Origin of the sequence: Streptococcus sp. A25 (assembly GCF_043674095.1) — a bacterium.
Lineage (GTDB): Bacteria > Bacillota > Bacilli > Lactobacillales > Streptococcaceae > Streptococcus > Streptococcus suis_V.
In genome coordinates this window covers 42,139-57,231 of record NZ_JBIMJO010000013.1, presented here as the reverse complement: position 1 = coordinate 57,231, position 15,093 = coordinate 42,139, and the positions used below count along the sequence as shown (strand labels likewise).

The window sequence follows — 15,093 nt, the reverse complement described above, 5'->3', positions numbered from 1 at the left end:
GATTTTATGCTTAAATTTGGAATTATTGGAACTTCATCCATTTCTCATGAATTTATTAAAGCGGCCCAAAAAAGTCAAGCCTATCAACTAAGCGCCGTCCTGTCTAGAAATATTGAGACCGCCAGAAATTTTTCTGCTCCTTATGAAAATGTAATTTTATACACAGGTATGCAAGAGTTTCTGGCATCGGACTTGGACCTGGTTTATATCGCCAGTCCCAATTCCCTTCATTTTGAACAGGCCAAGGCCGTGCTGGAGGCTGGTAAACATGCCATTGTCGAAAAAACCATGGTATCACGGCCTGATGAATTGGCTAGGCTGAGACAAATAGCCAAGGAAAAAGGTATCTTTCTCTTTGAAGCGGCCCGTAATTACCAGGAAGAGGCATTTGCCATTATTCGTGACTTCCTGGCTGATCAGACTATTTTGGGTGGCTACTTTGGCTATGCCAAGTATTCATCAAAAATGCCTGAGTTGCTGGCGGGCCAGACACCCAATATCTTCTCGACAGATTTTTCAGGTGGGGCCCTCATGGATTTGGGTGTCTATACTATCTATGCGGCTATCGGCTTGATTGGCACTCCCAAGTCTGCTCGCTACACAGCCCAGCAATTGCCGTCCAGCTTGGATTTGAACGGTAGTGGACAACTCATTTATGATGACTTCTTCGTGACCATTCAGGCTGGAAAAAATGTGACCAGTGACCTGCCAAGCGAAATCTATACAGCGGATGGTACCTTGGTCCTGGATGGTTGCCAACGGATCAGCTCTGCTATTTTCAAAAAACACGATGGTAGCCAAATTGCCCTACCTGTCCAAGTAGCTCCGCACCCCATGCTGGAGGAGGCGGTCAACTTTGCTCGGGTCATCCGGGAGCAAAACCATGAACTGGCGGACCAGTGGCTGGATGTGGCCCAGGCCGTCCACCAAACTCTTTACACCATGCGCAAGGACGCAGGAATCACCTTTAAGGCGGATACGATATGAAAACTAACTTCCCAACTAGCTGGCTGGACCAGCTGACACAGGCCGGATTTGAAGACTTCACTCCGGTTCAAACCCAGGCTTTCGAGCCTATCAAAAATGGACAGTCCCTGCTGGCTATCAGCCCAACAGGCACCGGCAAGACCCTGGCCTATCTCTGGCCTAGTTTGCTGGTCTTGACGCCCAAGAAAGCCCAACAATTGCTGATTTTAGCACCAAATACAGAACTAGCTGGACAAATTTTTGATGTCTGCAAGACCTGGTCGGAGACGATCGGCCTCACTGCCCAGCTCTTTTTGTCTGGCTCCAGTCAAAAGCGCCAGATTGAGCGACTGAAAAAAGGACCTGAAATCCTTATCGGAACGCCCGGTCGGATTTTTGAGCTCATCAAGCTGAAAAAAATCAAGTTAATGAATGTTAACACCATTATCCTGGATGAATTTGACCAGCTTTTTAGTGATTCCCAGTACCATTTCGTGGAAAAAATTATCAACTACGTCCCTCGGGACCACCAGTTGGTCTATATGAGTGCGACAGCCAAGTTTAACCGGGAAAAGATTGGTCCTGATGTGCTGACCTTGGACCTGTCCGAGAAGAAATTGGACAATATCCAGCATTGCTACATGATGGTGGACAAGCGAAATCGTCTGGAAGTCCTTCGCAAGTTTGCCAATATCCCTGATTTCCGAGCCCTTGCCTTCTTCAACAGCCTATCGGACCTGGGTGCTAGCGAGGATAAGTTGCTCTACATCGGTGCCAATGCTGTTTCGCTGGCATCTGATATCAACGTCAAGTTCCGCAAGGTTATCATCAAGCGGTTCAAAAACCATGAAATCAACCTCTTGCTGGCTACAGATATGGTAGCGCGTGGGATTGACATCGATAATCTGGAATGCGTCCTCAACTTCGAGGTTCCCTTTGACCAGGAGGCCTATACCCACCGAGCAGGTCGTACCGGTCGTATGGGCAAGGAGGGTTTGGTTATCACCCTGGTATCCAGCCCAAGCGAGCTCAAACAGTTGAAAAAATACGCCCAAGTGCAAGAAGTCATCCTAAAACAACAGGAATTGTATAAGGTCTAAGAACTAAGCTATAATAAACAGATACTCCCTAGCCAGATTGAAGCTAGGGAGTTTTGATTATTTCCACAGAATGCTGATTAAAATCAGGCTTAATCCTGCAACGATGTTCAGATAGGGATTGCCATACAGTGGACTCACTGCAATGAGAAAGAAACCAACCGAGAGCAAAAATGGATGTTTATTTTTCTTAAACATTATTCTGTTCCAGCCTTCACCTTGTTTGCTGAAATAACAAACGGTGTCCAGATCAGGAAGGCAATGAAGAGGTTGAAGAGTGATACAAGGGCTGCCATCACATTACCACCAGTTGCCAAGTAAGCATACAAGCCTGGAGGTGTAATCCATGGAACCGCTAAGAAGACAGGCGGAATCAAGCCCATAGAGGTCGCTAGATAGGCAATTGTTGCACAAACAGGCGGTACAATCAACCATGGAATAACAAAGAGTGGGTTCAGTACCATTGGAATACCAAATGTGATTGGTTCGTTGATATTAAAGATTCCCATTGGTGTTGAAAGACGAGCTACTGTTTTATATTCTTCTCGTTTAGAGAAAATGAAGATGGCAAGGATGAGCGCCAATGTAACCCCTGAACCACCCATTTGAGCGTAGGCATCAAAGGAACCACGAGTCCATAACCATGGTAAGTCTGCCGCGCTTCTTGTCGCTTCATAAACGGCAGTATTCTCATTGAGGGCAACCCCGTAGATACCATCCATAACTGGTGCCAAAACGTTGTGACCATGTAAGCCAAAGAACCAGAAAAGCTGAACCAAGAAGGTGAGCAAAATAACTGAGCCAATACCTTGAGATAGACCCATCAATGGCATCTGGATATAGGTTGAAATCACATCACTCAAGGCTTGACCAGTCGCAGCGTAGACTGCATAAGCCAAGATTGAAGATGCGTAAATAGCTGCTGTACCAGGGATGATGGCTACAAAGGCCTTGTTTACCGCAGGCGGTACTGTATCTGGTAACTTGATAGTAATATTCCGTTTTACCAGGCTGGCATAGACAAATGTTGATAGGAAGCCAATGAAGAGGGCGGTGAAAAGACCGGTAGCTCCCGCATATTTCAAAGCAATGGCTCCCCATTCACTTGTTTCAAGTACAGATGCACCATCATTTGTTGCTATTGTCAGCCCCAAGTCTTTCAAAGCTGTTATAACTGAATTATCTAGTCCATCGAGAGCTGTGGAGATTGTCAAGCTCTGTGGCATAGTAGAAATAAAGGAAGCAAAGGAAATCAAACCACCTGCCAAAGGGTTGACCTTGTGCATATTAGACAAATTGTAGCCTAAGGCAAATGAGAAAACGAGGGCCATTATACCAATGGTACCAAAATAGACATAACCATTGACATTTATCAGTGGTTGCATAGCCTCTGCAAAGCCAGTCCACCCCATATTATTTGGGATGTCCCTCAGAAAAACATTGAGCAAGACTGCTACTGAACCGGCCATGGTAACTGGCATCATAGAAATAAAGGAATCTCGAATCGCAACTAAATGCCTTTGCGAGCCGATTTTCCCAGATATTTCCATAAACTTATCAGAAATATTTGACATAATCTGTCTCCTTTTTATTTTTTTCTTCCGCTTTAAACGGTTTTGTGACAAATTTGTTAACAAAGAAAATCAAATCATGATTCATTCCTAAAAATAGTCTTTTGCAGAAAACCTACCTCTATGAAACTAGTGGGCAAATGATTTGATTTCTGAAAAATATTATCCGGCTTCTTGTGTGGCATAACGAACCAAGGCATCTAATTGTGCCTCTGTCTGCCGTTCTAGACTTTTTGCCATCAATTTTTCCATCAGGAAATAATTAGCCTTGGTAAAAAAATCCGCAGCTTCCACTCCATAAGAATACTGAATACTGGTATGTCCCTTATCTACAGGAGTCAATTGATAGGTCATCGTTTCCTTGCCTCGATTAGATGAGAATCGAACAGAATAGAGGGATGGACTGGCCAACTCCAGCAGGGTGACTTGGACACTATGCTGATGTTTCTCGCCAAATCGTTTTTGGTAGGTTAAGCCAGCTACCAAGTCAACTTCCGCCGGCTCCTCACAAGTATTTTGTCGATAATCTTCTTTTAAGGACGTCACTATCGCCTCGAAAAGTCGATCAATAGAAACCGGATAAGTTTTTGTGATTTCCATTCCTCCTCCTTTCTATATACCCGCAGATGGCTCTGTAGCATTGTTTAGCTGTCCAATCGTTCGTACAAACTAACAATCTCTTTGGCCATATCAATGAAGGTAATGGCATTCATCAGATGGTCTTGACCATGCACCATGAGCAAGGATACCTCAACATATTGTCCACCTGCTTCCTGAGCCAACAGACTTGTTTGTGACTTGTGGGCAATATTCAAGGAATCATTGGCCTGTTCAAGCTTTGCATGCGCATCTGCAAATTCGCCTTTTTTAGCAGCCTGAATGGCTTGGACAGCCAAGCCTTTGGCATCACCACCATACATGATTAAACCCATAATGGATTCTAAATTGCCTGAAGAATTCATATTATTCTCCCATTAACTTTAGCGCGGCATCTAAAACATTAGCACCATTCATAACACCATAGTCCATCATATTGATGGAATCCACCTTGATACCTGGCTCAAATTTTCCTTTGTATTCATTCAAGAGGAATTTGACCTGTGGTCCTAATAAGAGAACATCAATTTCCTTTTGAGCCACTTCGGAATCAGCTTCAGAAACAGGAACCGCCCAAATAGTAGCTTCAAGACCTTTTTCCTCTGCTGCTTTTTGCATCTTAGTTACCAACATACTTGTTGACATACCTGCATTACATACTAACATAATGTTTTTCATTATCTTTTCCTCCTATTTCTGTTTTTGTATTAAGGGAATAAAAATAGTTACTAATTCATCATAGGTTGGATTGTTCAACAACCGTTTTTGTAGGTCTTTGTCTTTGACAAACTCGACCAGACAGGGGGATATATATTTTATGTGAGAATTTCGCCCCGTTGAAGGGGATAGTAAGAATACAAAATGAACGATTCCCTCCTCACCCCAACGGATACCTTCTTTAGAAATACCTACTACAATCTGTTCTGAATAGCTCATTGCTACCGCAGGATGAGGGAAGGCCAACGTTTCTTCAAATACTACAGAGCTATAGGTCTCCCGCAGATGAACCTGGTCTAAAAATATTTCTACAAAACCTGGCTGACTAGCTTCATTCAGCTTCATTGTCAACTCTTCCAACAGGGTCATTCGTTCCCTATTTTCATCGACTACCACAATCCGACTCGGTCCAAAGACCGCCTCAGCAATCTGACGCGCTTGAGCATGGTCCATATTTTCCCCATGTTCCTCACCCATCGAAAAGGTCAAACCTTGTTGCAAATGTTGCTTTATCTTTGCGACATCCTCTCCGGATAGAAAAACGGAAACCGTGATAACCGGTGTCATAAAGATAAGATTGGATAGACTGACAGATGAGATAATCAACTCAATATCAGACAATCGCTCCTCGGTCACCTCGTAATAGCTGACCACATCTACAATTTCTATACTTGAAGAAAATTCTTTCTCCAGCCGATTTTTCAACATCAAGGCACTACCGACACCTGTTGAGCAAACGACCAATACCTTTGTCTTTCGCTGTGGATTGTACCGTTCAACTGCCGCCATCAAGTGCAGGGAAAGATAAGCCCATTCATCATCTGAAACTTTATAACCTTGAAAGAGGGGCATTTGTCCAAAGACCTCCTTTGTGAGGTCAAAGACTTCCGCATAATCCCTACGAATCTCCTCCGTCAATGGATTATCCAAGACAATCCCATTTTCCAGTCGGATTTTTAGGGGTAACATGTGGGCTAGAATTCCTTTAAACAACTGCTGATCGGCAGAAAGTTCTAAACCGATCTTACGAGACAAATGGAGCAAACTATCTTGAATTTGCTGTCTCAAGGCCACTTCTGCCTGGTCTATTTTGGCCAGATTTTCCGTCAGCTTAACCTTCAAATGAAGGGCAATATAATTTGCTTCTTCCTCAGGAATCAATAGGTCAAAGGCTCCTTCAATTTTCCTGAGAATTTTTTGGGCAACCTGATATTCCTTAGAGCGACTAATTTGTTCTGAAATGGGAAAGCGTTCAATTGCAGAGCCAGCCCGCATCCGCTGCAACATCAGGGCGATATGAAGGACCAAATTTTGCAATACAAAATCTGATAGACGAAGACTTGCATCCCGACATTCATCAATCACAATCCTCATAATTTCTGTGAAATTGATGGATGGAAGGAGGTTATTCTCAACGAGTCCATATAAGGTTTTCCCTAGCTGTTCGCTGAAAAAATAATCCATGATAAAATGCCGAATCGCCGTCTCTTTACCAGTGATTTCTAAACCTGCTTTTGTCATATTTAATTCCATATCGTAGGATGACAATAGGTTTCGGATATCAACAATCACCGAGTGCAGGGTTGTTTTACTGATAAATAAGTCCCTTTCCAATTCCGCCAATGTTGGCGACTGTCCTTCAAACAAGAGCTTATTGAGCACAAATCTCTGCCTGTCCACAGCTTCTTCCACCGAATGAAGATTGGTCAGCTGCCTTTTGGAAGAAAGGGAGGATTGCCAAAAGGTTTCAAATGCACGAGAATCATCCACTTGCAGATGATAACCGAGACCAGGCTTTGATAGCAATTGACTCCCGCTATTTTGTAGCGAAGCCGTTAACTGCTTCAGATAGGTTCTAGCCGTACGGTCGCTAATATGCAGCTGCTGAGCAATTTCCAAACTAGAAACGTAATCATCTGGATGGTCGATTAGAAATTCTAATAATCGAATCTCCTTTTTTGATAGCATCTCGTCCTCCTTTCCAAACTTACAATCTGTATTCAAAAGCCCTGTAGCTCTATAGATTTATAATAACATACACACAAGAAATTGACTATTCTTCTTTTTTCCTTAGCATTGATGAAAGATTGCGACTAAACTACTTTTAAGCGAAAGGCCTGCCATGGCTTCAAAAAGGAAACCAACGGCCAATCCTCAGGATGTATGGTTCCAACGATATTTGCCTTAGGGGATAGCTCCAGTTCCTTAATGACAATGTGGAGTTCTCCTTTGTAGCGACCGTAGAGGTCATTATCAATGATGACAGTCCCGGCTTCTACCTTGCGATATCCATCTGTCTGAGCAGGAATAGAGTTATCTTTATATACAATTCGTGGCATGGTTGAACGAATAACATAAGCAGAGATATCCCCACGATAATTGTGACTAAAATCAATAATCTCTCTCTCAATATCGGTCACGTGTTCTGCCAATTGCACTCTGAAAGTCAGAACATCTTCATCGAGCACCTCTTGAATAGACTCTAATTCTTCTTCTATCACGAACTGATTGGAAATCAATACCCAATCAATCAAACCAGTCGCTTTTATCCACGCAATTTGACGAGCTAATTCTTGATGACGGTGTTCTTCTAGAGTTGGTAACCCTTCAGACAAGGGCCATGGGCCCTCTGTTGCAGTCTGCGAGGAGACAAAGGCTGCCGATGTAATCCCCTCTTGTCTATAAAACTCTGACATTTCGAGAAAGTAATCTTCCGAAAGTGCCGTATATTCATGGGGATAAAAATTATGACAGGCAATTATATTCTCTCTATTAGCTCCTGCTTGCAAGAGATCTGTCAATAATCTCTTATCTGTACTCATGTTCAACTCAATTTTCAGCTGATAAGGATTTTGTGTCAGAGAAACAATTTCTTCCAAGGGCAGAGCTTCATCCAAGCGAATCCCTGCAACTCCGAATGCATGCGCTTTTTCAATAAGGGAATCTTTCCAACCACAGGATTCAATGAAGCCTGGACTGATATCTGCAATCACTAGCATCCCCTTTTGGTTGGCATAGGAAATAACTGAACGATACAGGTCAAACACCTCGGAATTATCTGGCCCAATCTGGAGCAAGCTGATAAAAATCCTCCTTGCACCATATCGTTCCATCAAATCGATGTAGCTCTGACATTTCTCCAAGCCATGTCGCTCCGGATAGATTGAAAATCCAAAGTTTGTCATATTCCCCCTCCTACCTACTAAAGCCGTTGGCTTGACTGACTTCCTTAAACCAATAACCTGATTTTTTGATGATTCTCTTTTGAGTGCTCAAATCCAGCTCAACCAAGCCATATCTATTTTTATAAGCATTTAACCAAGACCAGCAGTCAATAAAGGTCCAAAGCATGTAACCCTTACAATTGGCGCCTTCTTGAATGGCTCGATGTAGCTCAATCAAATGGTCTTGAATAAATTCAATCCGATAATCATCCTGAATATAGCCATCCTCTTTGAAGGCCTCTTCTCCTTCCACGCCCATGCCGTTTTCCGTGACCAGCCAAACGATATTGCCATAGTCCTTTTTCAAATTCATGGCAATGTCATAAAGGCCGCGTTCATAGATTTCCCAGCCACGGTGAGGGTTGATTTTCTTGCCAGGCATATCATAAGAGGCAAAGAAATGTTCCGTCGTCAACAAGTCACCCTCCTCAAAGATTACTTTCGGAGCCTGTACTCGGAGAGGCTGATAGTAGTTGACTCCAAGGAAATCAACCGTATTTTCCCTGATGATAGCAAGTTCCTCTTCTGTAACATCTGGTCTGAGCCCGTATTCATCGATAATGGCTACCAATTCTTCTGGGTAGGCCCCCAATACAGACGGATCCAAAAAGCTCTTGGTCTGGAAAAGTTCGGCAATGCGGGCAGCTTTCTGGTCTTCAGGACTGTCACTCCTTGGGTAGGCAGGAGTCAGATTGAGCACAATAGAAATCTGATGGTCTGGATGCAATTCATGACAGGCCTTGACTGCCAAGGAGCTGGCTAATTGAGTATGGTAAGCCACCGCTACTGCAGCCTTAGCATCAACTTTACAGGGATAATGGTAGGAGCCCAAATAGCCACACTCTACCGGCACAATCGGCTCATTGAAGGTCACCCAGTGGTCAACCAAATCCCCAAATAATTCAAAACATTTCCGAGCGTAGGCTTCATAGGCCCAAACCGTTTCCTTGGATTCCCATCCTCCTTTTTCCTGCAAAGCATAAGGTAGGTCAAAATGATAGAGATTGACCAGCAACTTGACACCCAAGGCATTGACCTGCTGAAAAACATCCCGGTAAAATTCCACAGCCCTTGGATTGACCTGACCGACACCGTCCGGGATTAAACGTGACCACTGGATAGATGGCCGAAAAATCGTATGCCCCGTTTCTTTCAAAAGCTCAATATCGGTCTGATAGTTTTTATAAAAAGTGGAGGTCACATCCGGACCAATCTGCCCATGGAAACGCTCCGGCTCAATCCCAAACCAGTAGTCCCAGTTGTTCAAGCCCTTTCCGTCACCTGGCTCTATCCCCTCACTCTGTGGACCAGAGGTGGATGAACCCCAGAGAAATCCTTCTGGAAATTGATAAAATGTCCCTTTTTCTGTCATTATACTTTCCTTTCTGCTTTGATGGCTTCAATGCTGGATGCAAATTGCGGTAAATAATCCGCATGTGCAAGCAATAGGTCTTTTAATAGTTCTTCTGCTTTAGGCCCGTTGGCAATCAAGGGATTGAGATAGAAGGCTTGCAAGAGCAAGTCATAATCACCTGTCACCGCAGCTTCTACCGTTGCTAATTCCATCTCCTTCATAAGCTTCAAATAAGCAGTCACCAGAGGTGGACTTGGCGGACAGCCGAGCGGAATAGCCCCATGAGCTGTAATAATAGCAGTCACCTCCACAACACAATTTTCTGGTAGATAGGGAATCACACCCCGATTGACCGTCGAAACGGTTAACTCCTGGTGGCTGTCATTGTAAATGGCCACAATCAACTGGCAGGCAATGTCGCTGTAATAAGCTCCGCCCCGTTTCTCCAACTGCTTGGGCTTTTCTTGTAAATGAGGGTCGGCGTAGAGCTGGAACAGTTCCTTTTCTACCTCTTGGACCACTGCGGCACGCACCCGCCCAGCCTGGTATTGCTGGAGGGCATCATCCAACATCTCCTTTTCCAAAAAATAATAGCGGTGATAGTCACACGGCAGCAGGCCAATTGTCCGAAGTAAGTCAATTGAAAATTCCAGATTACTGATATTTTTCACCGCATCTGCTGGACGGCTTGCCTGATTTCCATAGAGTTTCTCCATCACTTCCATGGTCCGATTTTTTCCAAAACGGTCCCAAACCTGATGAAAATGAAAATGATTCAAACCGATATGGCGGGTCATAACCTCAGATTCCTGAAGACCAAGCACCTCTGCGGCAGCTTTCTTTTGCCCAATCGGAATATTGCATAGACCTATCACCTTTTCCCACCCCAGGTAATTGACAATAGCCTCCGTCACCATGCCAGCAGGATTCGTAAAGTTAATCAGCCAGCCATCTGGACAGAGCTCTTTCATATCAGCAATGATGCTCTTATAGGCTTGAATGGTCCGCAGAGCCTTAAAAATACCTCCAGCTCCGTTAGTCTCTTGACCTAAAAATCCATGACTGAGAGGAATGGCTTCATCCAAGTATCGCGCCTGCAATTGACCGACCCGAAATTGAGAGGTCACAAAATCTGCATTTTTTAGAGCGCTTCTCCTATCCAAGGTCGCATGAATTTCCCAGTCAAGACCAGCTTTTTTGACCATGCGCTTGGCAAGTTCTACCACGATTTCCAATTTTTCTCGGCCATCTTCGATGTCTACAAACCACCATTCTTTGATAGGTACCTCGGTATGTCTTAGAATCATTCCTTCTACCAGTTCCGGTGTATAGCTTGAGCCACCACCTATTGTTACGAGTTTGACCATAGGCATTATCCTCCATTTTACTCTTACTAAAAGTATACTCTTAATATACTGGATTTGTAAACGGTTTCCAAGACCAAACTTTTCCTTTTCCCTACGGAAAATCCTTGGGTTCTGGGCAAAGAAAAACCTATGCTCATGGTGAACATAGGTTAGATATGATTTTATTTAAGCGCCGGGTCCGGCATCAAATTGATTGTAATAAATCAATTGAGGATTTAGTTCTTGCCCCAGTAATTCACTAGAAGTCACCAACTTGAAGCCTTGGCTCGCAAAATACTGGAGCGTTGGTTCGACACTTTCTACACTGGTAGGATGGATATCGTGGAGCAAAACGATAGATCCAGGAATCGTATTGGCCTTAATGGTTTCCAGAATGACCGCAGGATTCCGGCTGGACCAGTCATTGGAATCCACTGACCAATAGATAATGGGCATATTAATGATATTCATGGTCGCTTGATTGACTGCTCCGTACGGCGGCCGCATGAGCTTGGGCTTGTAGCCCAGAATCTTTTCCAGAGCAGCCTGGGTGTCACCAACTTCTGACTGAACAGCCTCTGGACTGATGCCTGTTAACTTCGGATGGTTCCAGGTATGGTTACCAATTTCATGACCTTCTGCCACCATTCGCTGGATAATATCCTCATTACCAGCAATATTTTTCCCTAAAATAAAGAATGTTGCCTTAACATTGTATTTCTTCAAAATATCCAAAATCTTTGGTGTCGTCTGGCGGTTGGGACCGTCGTCAAAGGTCAGAGCAATCCGTTTTTGATTGGCCAATTCTTCTTTTTCCTTTTGGTACTTGTCGTAGTTTTCCTGATCTGTGACTGTCAAATGCTGGCCGGACAAGCAATCATAGAGCTCTGAGATGGAAATGGCTAGGGTCTCCACTTGATAGCCTTCTGGCAGGTTTAACAGAAACTGACTCTCTCGGTAGCTGAAGGATAGATTTTCCACTTCTTCCTGGCCAAATTTCTGGAGAAGCTGGTCGATTTCTGCCTGCTCCATGCCTTGACTAGCCAATTCTCTCTGCAGGTGAGATGAGACAATGGCACGAAAAACTCCCTGGTCCTCAACTAAATGTTTCAAACTAAAGACCTCTTGCTCCGCTGTCAGTAAAATCTGCTCCACATCCTGTTTTTTCTGAGAAACCAACTTGGTTCCCCGTACCTTGTAAGGCCTTGTTCGAATCCGATAAGCTATGATGTCTTTGTACTCAGAGTTTTCCTTATCCACACTGAAAAAATGCAGTCCTGTCGTTCTAGATTGAGGCCCTTCCTGGCCGAATTGCTTTTTCACCAGTCCTAGGACCTCCTTCTGAATCACCGAAATCGGATTCCCAGCTTCATCTTCTGGAATGGCAACTTGAACAAATTCTGAACCGATTTTCCCAGCCTGACGATAGACATTGCTTTCCTTGGAATAGTTTAATTTTAGCTGTTTGACGTCATCTCTCAAGGCCTGTTCCTGGTATTTTCCATAAGCAAAGACCAACATGCCAAGGCACACTAAAAAAAGAATGCTATTGACAACCAACAGCGCAACATTTTGTTTTCTCATACAAGTAAATCTCTTTCATAGATATATATAACTATCATAGTATAAAAACGACTTTTTTTCAATCAATATTCGGTTTCTGAAAACAGTTACATAAAACAAAAAAGAGCCGAACTTTTTCGACTCCTTTTCATCTCTTAGTCTGCGCGGATAACTTCCACACGGTAGCCATCTGGATCCGTTACAAAATAGTAACGTCCTGGATTGCCTGGCAATCCACTGAGGTCTGTCGTTGGATAGCCAAGCGCCTTGTGCTTAGCATTGTCCCCTTCCAAATCATCGGAAGAGAGAGCCAGGTGTGAAAAACCATCCCCAACCACATAAGGACCATGATCGTAATTATAAGTCAATTCAATCTCAAACTCATCACCTGGAAGTGCCAAATACACCAAGGTAAACTTGTGGTCCGGATAATCCTTACGACGGGTTTCTTTAAATCCAAAGGCTTCTTCGTAGAACTTTTGAGAAGCTTCTAAGTTTTCAACACGCAAACAAGCGTGCAACATTTTTTTACTTGCCATGTTAGACTCCTTTTATTTGATACTTAAATTCTATCATAAAATACATGAAAAATCTGATATCTGATATGAAAAGTGGACCATCACAAGGACGGTCCACCTTATATAGTTGATGCTCAATTCCTATTGCCCCTGAGACCAATGGTCATGAACACTCCCTATCAACTATGTTTTCTTTTGCGAGCTACAAATCCTAGAAGACCCAGACCTGTCAGACCAATAAGAGCAAGGCCTGATTGACTATCTCCGGTATTTGGCAAGCTAGCAGATTCTGATTGAGTTGCTGAAGCTGGGCTTACTGACCCAGTTGGAACTGGGAGTTCAGAAGTTGAAACCGGTTCTGGACTAGCTACTGTTGAAGTAGTAACAGGCGCAGCTGGTACTTTGAACTCAAAGGCTGGCAGATAGTGATAAGCTGGTTCCCTTTTTCCGTTACCAATTCGTCTTCAGCAATTGGGTAAGAAGCTGGATCTGCATAGTCTGTACCTACTAGAAGTTCTGCTTCATTGCTGAATCCATCTTGACTAATTTCAAGGCTCAATCCAGTAATATTTCCATTACCAGCGTTATCACAAGGACGATAAATTAGGTGATCGACAGCTGTACTTTCTCCCAAATCAATAACTAGACTTGACGGAACAGCACGATTATTGTTCCAATCACTATGGTAAAGTGTATTATCATCATCATCGTAAAGATTGGTTAATGGTTCATTTGCTTGTTCTGCCGTGCTTGCAGTTGCATTGACAATTGCTACTTTCAAGCTTGGCTCTTTAGCAATTGTATCGGTTTCGAGAACCTCAGATGCTTCTGAAGAACCTAGTGGATTACGGGCTGTCACACGGAATCGATAACTTGTAGTTGGCAAAAGACTGTGCACATCAAAGTGAGCATTTTCTGTCCGACCAATCGCAACCGAAGCCATACCGACAGTAAAACGTCGAATAGAAAAACGTTGCCGCTTATCAAATAGTTGCTTTGAAATTTATTCATTTAACATAGACCTCTCTTTTTTATTATATTAATTATATTGTGTTCACTTTTGATGCATCCTCCTAAACCTACATCATCCATATTGGAACGCTTACAAAAAGAGTCTTTCATTGAATGATTTTAATCACAAGCATTTTGTGGATATATCCACTTGATAATTTATTGATATACGAATTCAGTTGTCATACAAACATAGTTATAAGTTGTGATAATTCTATCCGAGCATCAAAAAACACCTAGACCGAAGTCCAGGTGTCCAACCAATTACGCTTCCAAGTAGTACTCTTTCACGATGTTGAGGTTTTCGTCCAATTCGAACACAAGTGGTGGGAAGTTAGGGATTTCCACATCCATGATTTCATCGTCAGACAGTTGCTTGATGTGTTTTACAAGGGCACGGATAGAGTTACCGTGTGCACCTACGAAGACATTTTTGCCATCTTTCAAGGCTGGAGCAATCTTGTCTTCCCAGAATGGAAGAGCGCGCTCAAGCGTTACTTTTAAGTTTTCAGCATCTGGGATAACTGAGCCATCAAGGTGAGCATAACGACGGTCAGTGTGTGCTGAATGCTCATCGTCTTTTGCCATTTCTGGTGGCAATACATCGTATGAACGACGCCAGATGTGTACTTGCTCATCACCATATTCAGCAGCAGCTTCAGCCTTGTTTTTACCTGTTAAACCACCGTAGTGACGCTCGTTCAAACGCCATGATTTTTCAACTGGTACCCACAATTGATCTGCAGCTTCAAGAGCCAAGTTTGTTGTCTTGATCGCACGTTTCAATACTGAAGTGAAGGCCAAGTCAAACTCGATACCAGCTTCTTTGATCAATTTACCAGCGTCGATTGCTTGTTGTGTACCTTTGTCAGACAAATCAACATCAGCCCAACCAGTGAAAAGGTTAGCTTTGTTCCATTCAGACTCACCGTGGCGAGCAAAAACCAATTTTACCATTAATGGATTCTCCTTTTTATTTTGAGGTTTCCCTCTTATACTTCTCTATTTTACACGAATTGCGTAAAAAATGCTAGTTTTTCCACAAGCTGTTTACGCTTTCATTATTTTTTCTTGAAAATTCAGCCCTCAGACCTATCCTTCTTCTTATCCATTATGCCAAAAACATGAT

15 protein-coding genes are annotated in these 15,093 nt (G+C 43.3%); 2 read left to right on the top strand and 13 right to left on the bottom strand.

Annotation, left to right across the window (positions count from 1 at the left end; all coding sequences use genetic code 11):
• Window positions 1-6: 6 nt before the first annotated feature.
• Both ACHBID_RS07200 and ACHBID_RS07195 read left to right on the top strand, forming a co-directional pair.
• Window positions 7-987, top strand: coding sequence for a Gfo/Idh/MocA family protein (locus tag ACHBID_RS07200; RefSeq protein WP_394732087.1), 981 nt, complete (start codon window positions 7-9; stop codon window positions 985-987).
• Window positions 984-2,066: a DEAD/DEAH box helicase gene (locus ACHBID_RS07195; protein ID WP_394732086.1), complete on the top strand. Its 1,083-nt coding sequence runs from the start codon at window positions 984-986 to the stop codon at window positions 2,064-2,066. Before ACHBID_RS07200 ends, ACHBID_RS07195 begins: the two co-directional genes overlap by 4 nt.
• A gap of 194 nt (window positions 2,067-2,260) precedes the next feature.
• On the opposite strand, the gene ACHBID_RS07190 is transcribed toward ACHBID_RS07195, so the two are convergent.
• From ACHBID_RS07190 to ACHBID_RS07130, 13 genes are all read right to left on the bottom strand, one after another.
• Complete coding sequence (locus ACHBID_RS07190; protein ID WP_105111257.1) at window positions 2,261-3,637, bottom strand: PTS sugar transporter subunit IIC; 1,377 nt, start codon at window positions 3,635-3,637, stop codon at window positions 2,261-2,263.
• A gap of 159 nt (window positions 3,638-3,796) precedes the next feature.
• On the bottom strand, window positions 3,797-4,234 hold the full coding sequence (locus ACHBID_RS07185; RefSeq protein WP_394719137.1) for a DUF3284 domain-containing protein: 438 nt from the start codon (window positions 4,232-4,234) through the stop codon (window positions 3,797-3,799).
• 44 nt (window positions 4,235-4,278) lie between these two features.
• Entirely contained in the window at window positions 4,279-4,596 is a 318-nt protein-coding gene (locus tag ACHBID_RS07180) for a PTS lactose/cellobiose transporter subunit IIA (protein WP_394732085.1), read from the bottom strand.
• A gap of 1 nt (window position 4,597) precedes the next feature.
• Entirely contained in the window at window positions 4,598-4,909 is a 312-nt protein-coding gene (locus ACHBID_RS07175; RefSeq protein ID WP_105111254.1) for a PTS sugar transporter subunit IIB, read from the bottom strand.
• Window positions 4,910-4,921: 12 nt separating this feature from the next.
• Window positions 4,922-6,916 carry a BglG family transcription antiterminator gene (locus ACHBID_RS07170; RefSeq protein WP_394732084.1) on the bottom strand — a complete coding sequence of 665 codons (1,995 nt, stop codon included), beginning with the start codon at window positions 6,914-6,916 and terminating at the stop codon, window positions 4,922-4,924.
• A gap of 125 nt (window positions 6,917-7,041) precedes the next feature.
• Window positions 7,042-8,133 carry a DUF871 domain-containing protein gene (locus ACHBID_RS07165; protein WP_105111252.1) on the bottom strand — a complete coding sequence of 364 codons (1,092 nt, stop codon included), beginning with the start codon at window positions 8,131-8,133 and terminating at the stop codon, window positions 7,042-7,044.
• A 10-nt stretch (window positions 8,134-8,143) separates the two neighbouring features.
• Window positions 8,144-9,544, bottom strand: coding sequence for a glycoside hydrolase family 1 protein (locus ACHBID_RS07160; RefSeq protein ID WP_105111251.1), 1,401 nt, complete (start codon window positions 9,542-9,544; stop codon window positions 8,144-8,146).
• Complete coding sequence (locus tag ACHBID_RS07155) at window positions 9,544-10,899, bottom strand: 6-phospho-beta-glucosidase (protein ID WP_394732083.1); 1,356 nt, start codon at window positions 10,897-10,899, stop codon at window positions 9,544-9,546. The genes ACHBID_RS07160 and ACHBID_RS07155 overlap by 1 nt, the downstream gene beginning before the upstream one ends.
• A 159-nt stretch (window positions 10,900-11,058) precedes the next feature.
• Complete coding sequence (locus tag ACHBID_RS07150; protein WP_105161276.1) at window positions 11,059-12,456, bottom strand: polysaccharide deacetylase family protein; 1,398 nt, start codon at window positions 12,454-12,456, stop codon at window positions 11,059-11,061.
• Between the two features lie 134 nt (window positions 12,457-12,590).
• Window positions 12,591-12,974: a VOC family protein gene (locus tag ACHBID_RS07145; protein ID WP_105111248.1), complete on the bottom strand. Its 384-nt coding sequence runs from the start codon at window positions 12,972-12,974 to the stop codon at window positions 12,591-12,593.
• A gap of 158 nt (window positions 12,975-13,132) precedes the next feature.
• A complete protein-coding gene (locus ACHBID_RS07140) occupies window positions 13,133-13,375 on the bottom strand; it encodes an LPXTG cell wall anchor domain-containing protein (protein WP_394732090.1) in 243 nt (80 codons plus the stop codon).
• On the bottom strand, window positions 13,321-13,956 hold the full coding sequence (locus ACHBID_RS07135) for a discoidin domain-containing protein (RefSeq protein WP_269089479.1): 636 nt from the start codon (window positions 13,954-13,956) through the stop codon (window positions 13,321-13,323). The genes ACHBID_RS07140 and ACHBID_RS07135 overlap by 55 nt, the downstream gene beginning before the upstream one ends.
• A 272-nt stretch (window positions 13,957-14,228) precedes the next feature.
• A complete protein-coding gene (locus tag ACHBID_RS07130) occupies window positions 14,229-14,921 on the bottom strand; it encodes a phosphoglycerate mutase (protein WP_105161274.1) in 693 nt (230 codons plus the stop codon).
• Between the last annotated feature and the right edge of the window lie 172 nt (window positions 14,922-15,093).

Bases quoted from the DNA above. Each gene is read 5' to 3' on its own strand.
- ACHBID_RS07200 (WP_394732087.1), top strand. From the start codon at position 7: ATGCTTAAATTTGGAATTATTGGAACTTCATCCATTTCTCATGAATTT.
- ACHBID_RS07195 (WP_394732086.1), top strand. From the start codon at position 984: ATGAAAACTAACTTCCCAACTAGCTGGCTGGACCAGCTGACACAGGCC.
- ACHBID_RS07190 (WP_105111257.1), bottom strand. From the start codon at position 3,637: ATGTCAAATATTTCTGATAAGTTTATGGAAATATCTGGGAAAATCGGC.
- ACHBID_RS07185 (WP_394719137.1), bottom strand. From the start codon at position 4,234: ATGGAAATCACAAAAACTTATCCGGTTTCTATTGATCGACTTTTCGAG.
- ACHBID_RS07180 (WP_394732085.1), bottom strand. From the start codon at position 4,596: ATGAATTCTTCAGGCAATTTAGAATCCATTATGGGTTTAATCATGTAT.
- ACHBID_RS07175 (WP_105111254.1), bottom strand. From the start codon at position 4,909: ATGAAAAACATTATGTTAGTATGTAATGCAGGTATGTCAACAAGTATG.
- ACHBID_RS07170 (WP_394732084.1), bottom strand. From the start codon at position 6,916: ATGCTATCAAAAAAGGAGATTCGATTATTAGAATTTCTAATCGACCAT.
- ACHBID_RS07165 (WP_105111252.1), bottom strand. From the start codon at position 8,133: ATGACAAACTTTGGATTTTCAATCTATCCGGAGCGACATGGCTTGGAG.
- ACHBID_RS07160 (WP_105111251.1), bottom strand. From the start codon at position 9,544: ATGACAGAAAAAGGGACATTTTATCAATTTCCAGAAGGATTTCTCTGG.
- ACHBID_RS07155 (WP_394732083.1), bottom strand. From the start codon at position 10,899: ATGCCTATGGTCAAACTCGTAACAATAGGTGGTGGCTCAAGCTATACA.
- ACHBID_RS07150 (WP_105161276.1), bottom strand. From the start codon at position 12,456: ATGAGAAAACAAAATGTTGCGCTGTTGGTTGTCAATAGCATTCTTTTT.
- ACHBID_RS07145 (WP_105111248.1), bottom strand. From the start codon at position 12,974: ATGGCAAGTAAAAAAATGTTGCACGCTTGTTTGCGTGTTGAAAACTTA.
- ACHBID_RS07130 (WP_105161274.1), bottom strand. From the start codon at position 14,921: ATGGTAAAATTGGTTTTTGCTCGCCACGGTGAGTCTGAATGGAACAAA.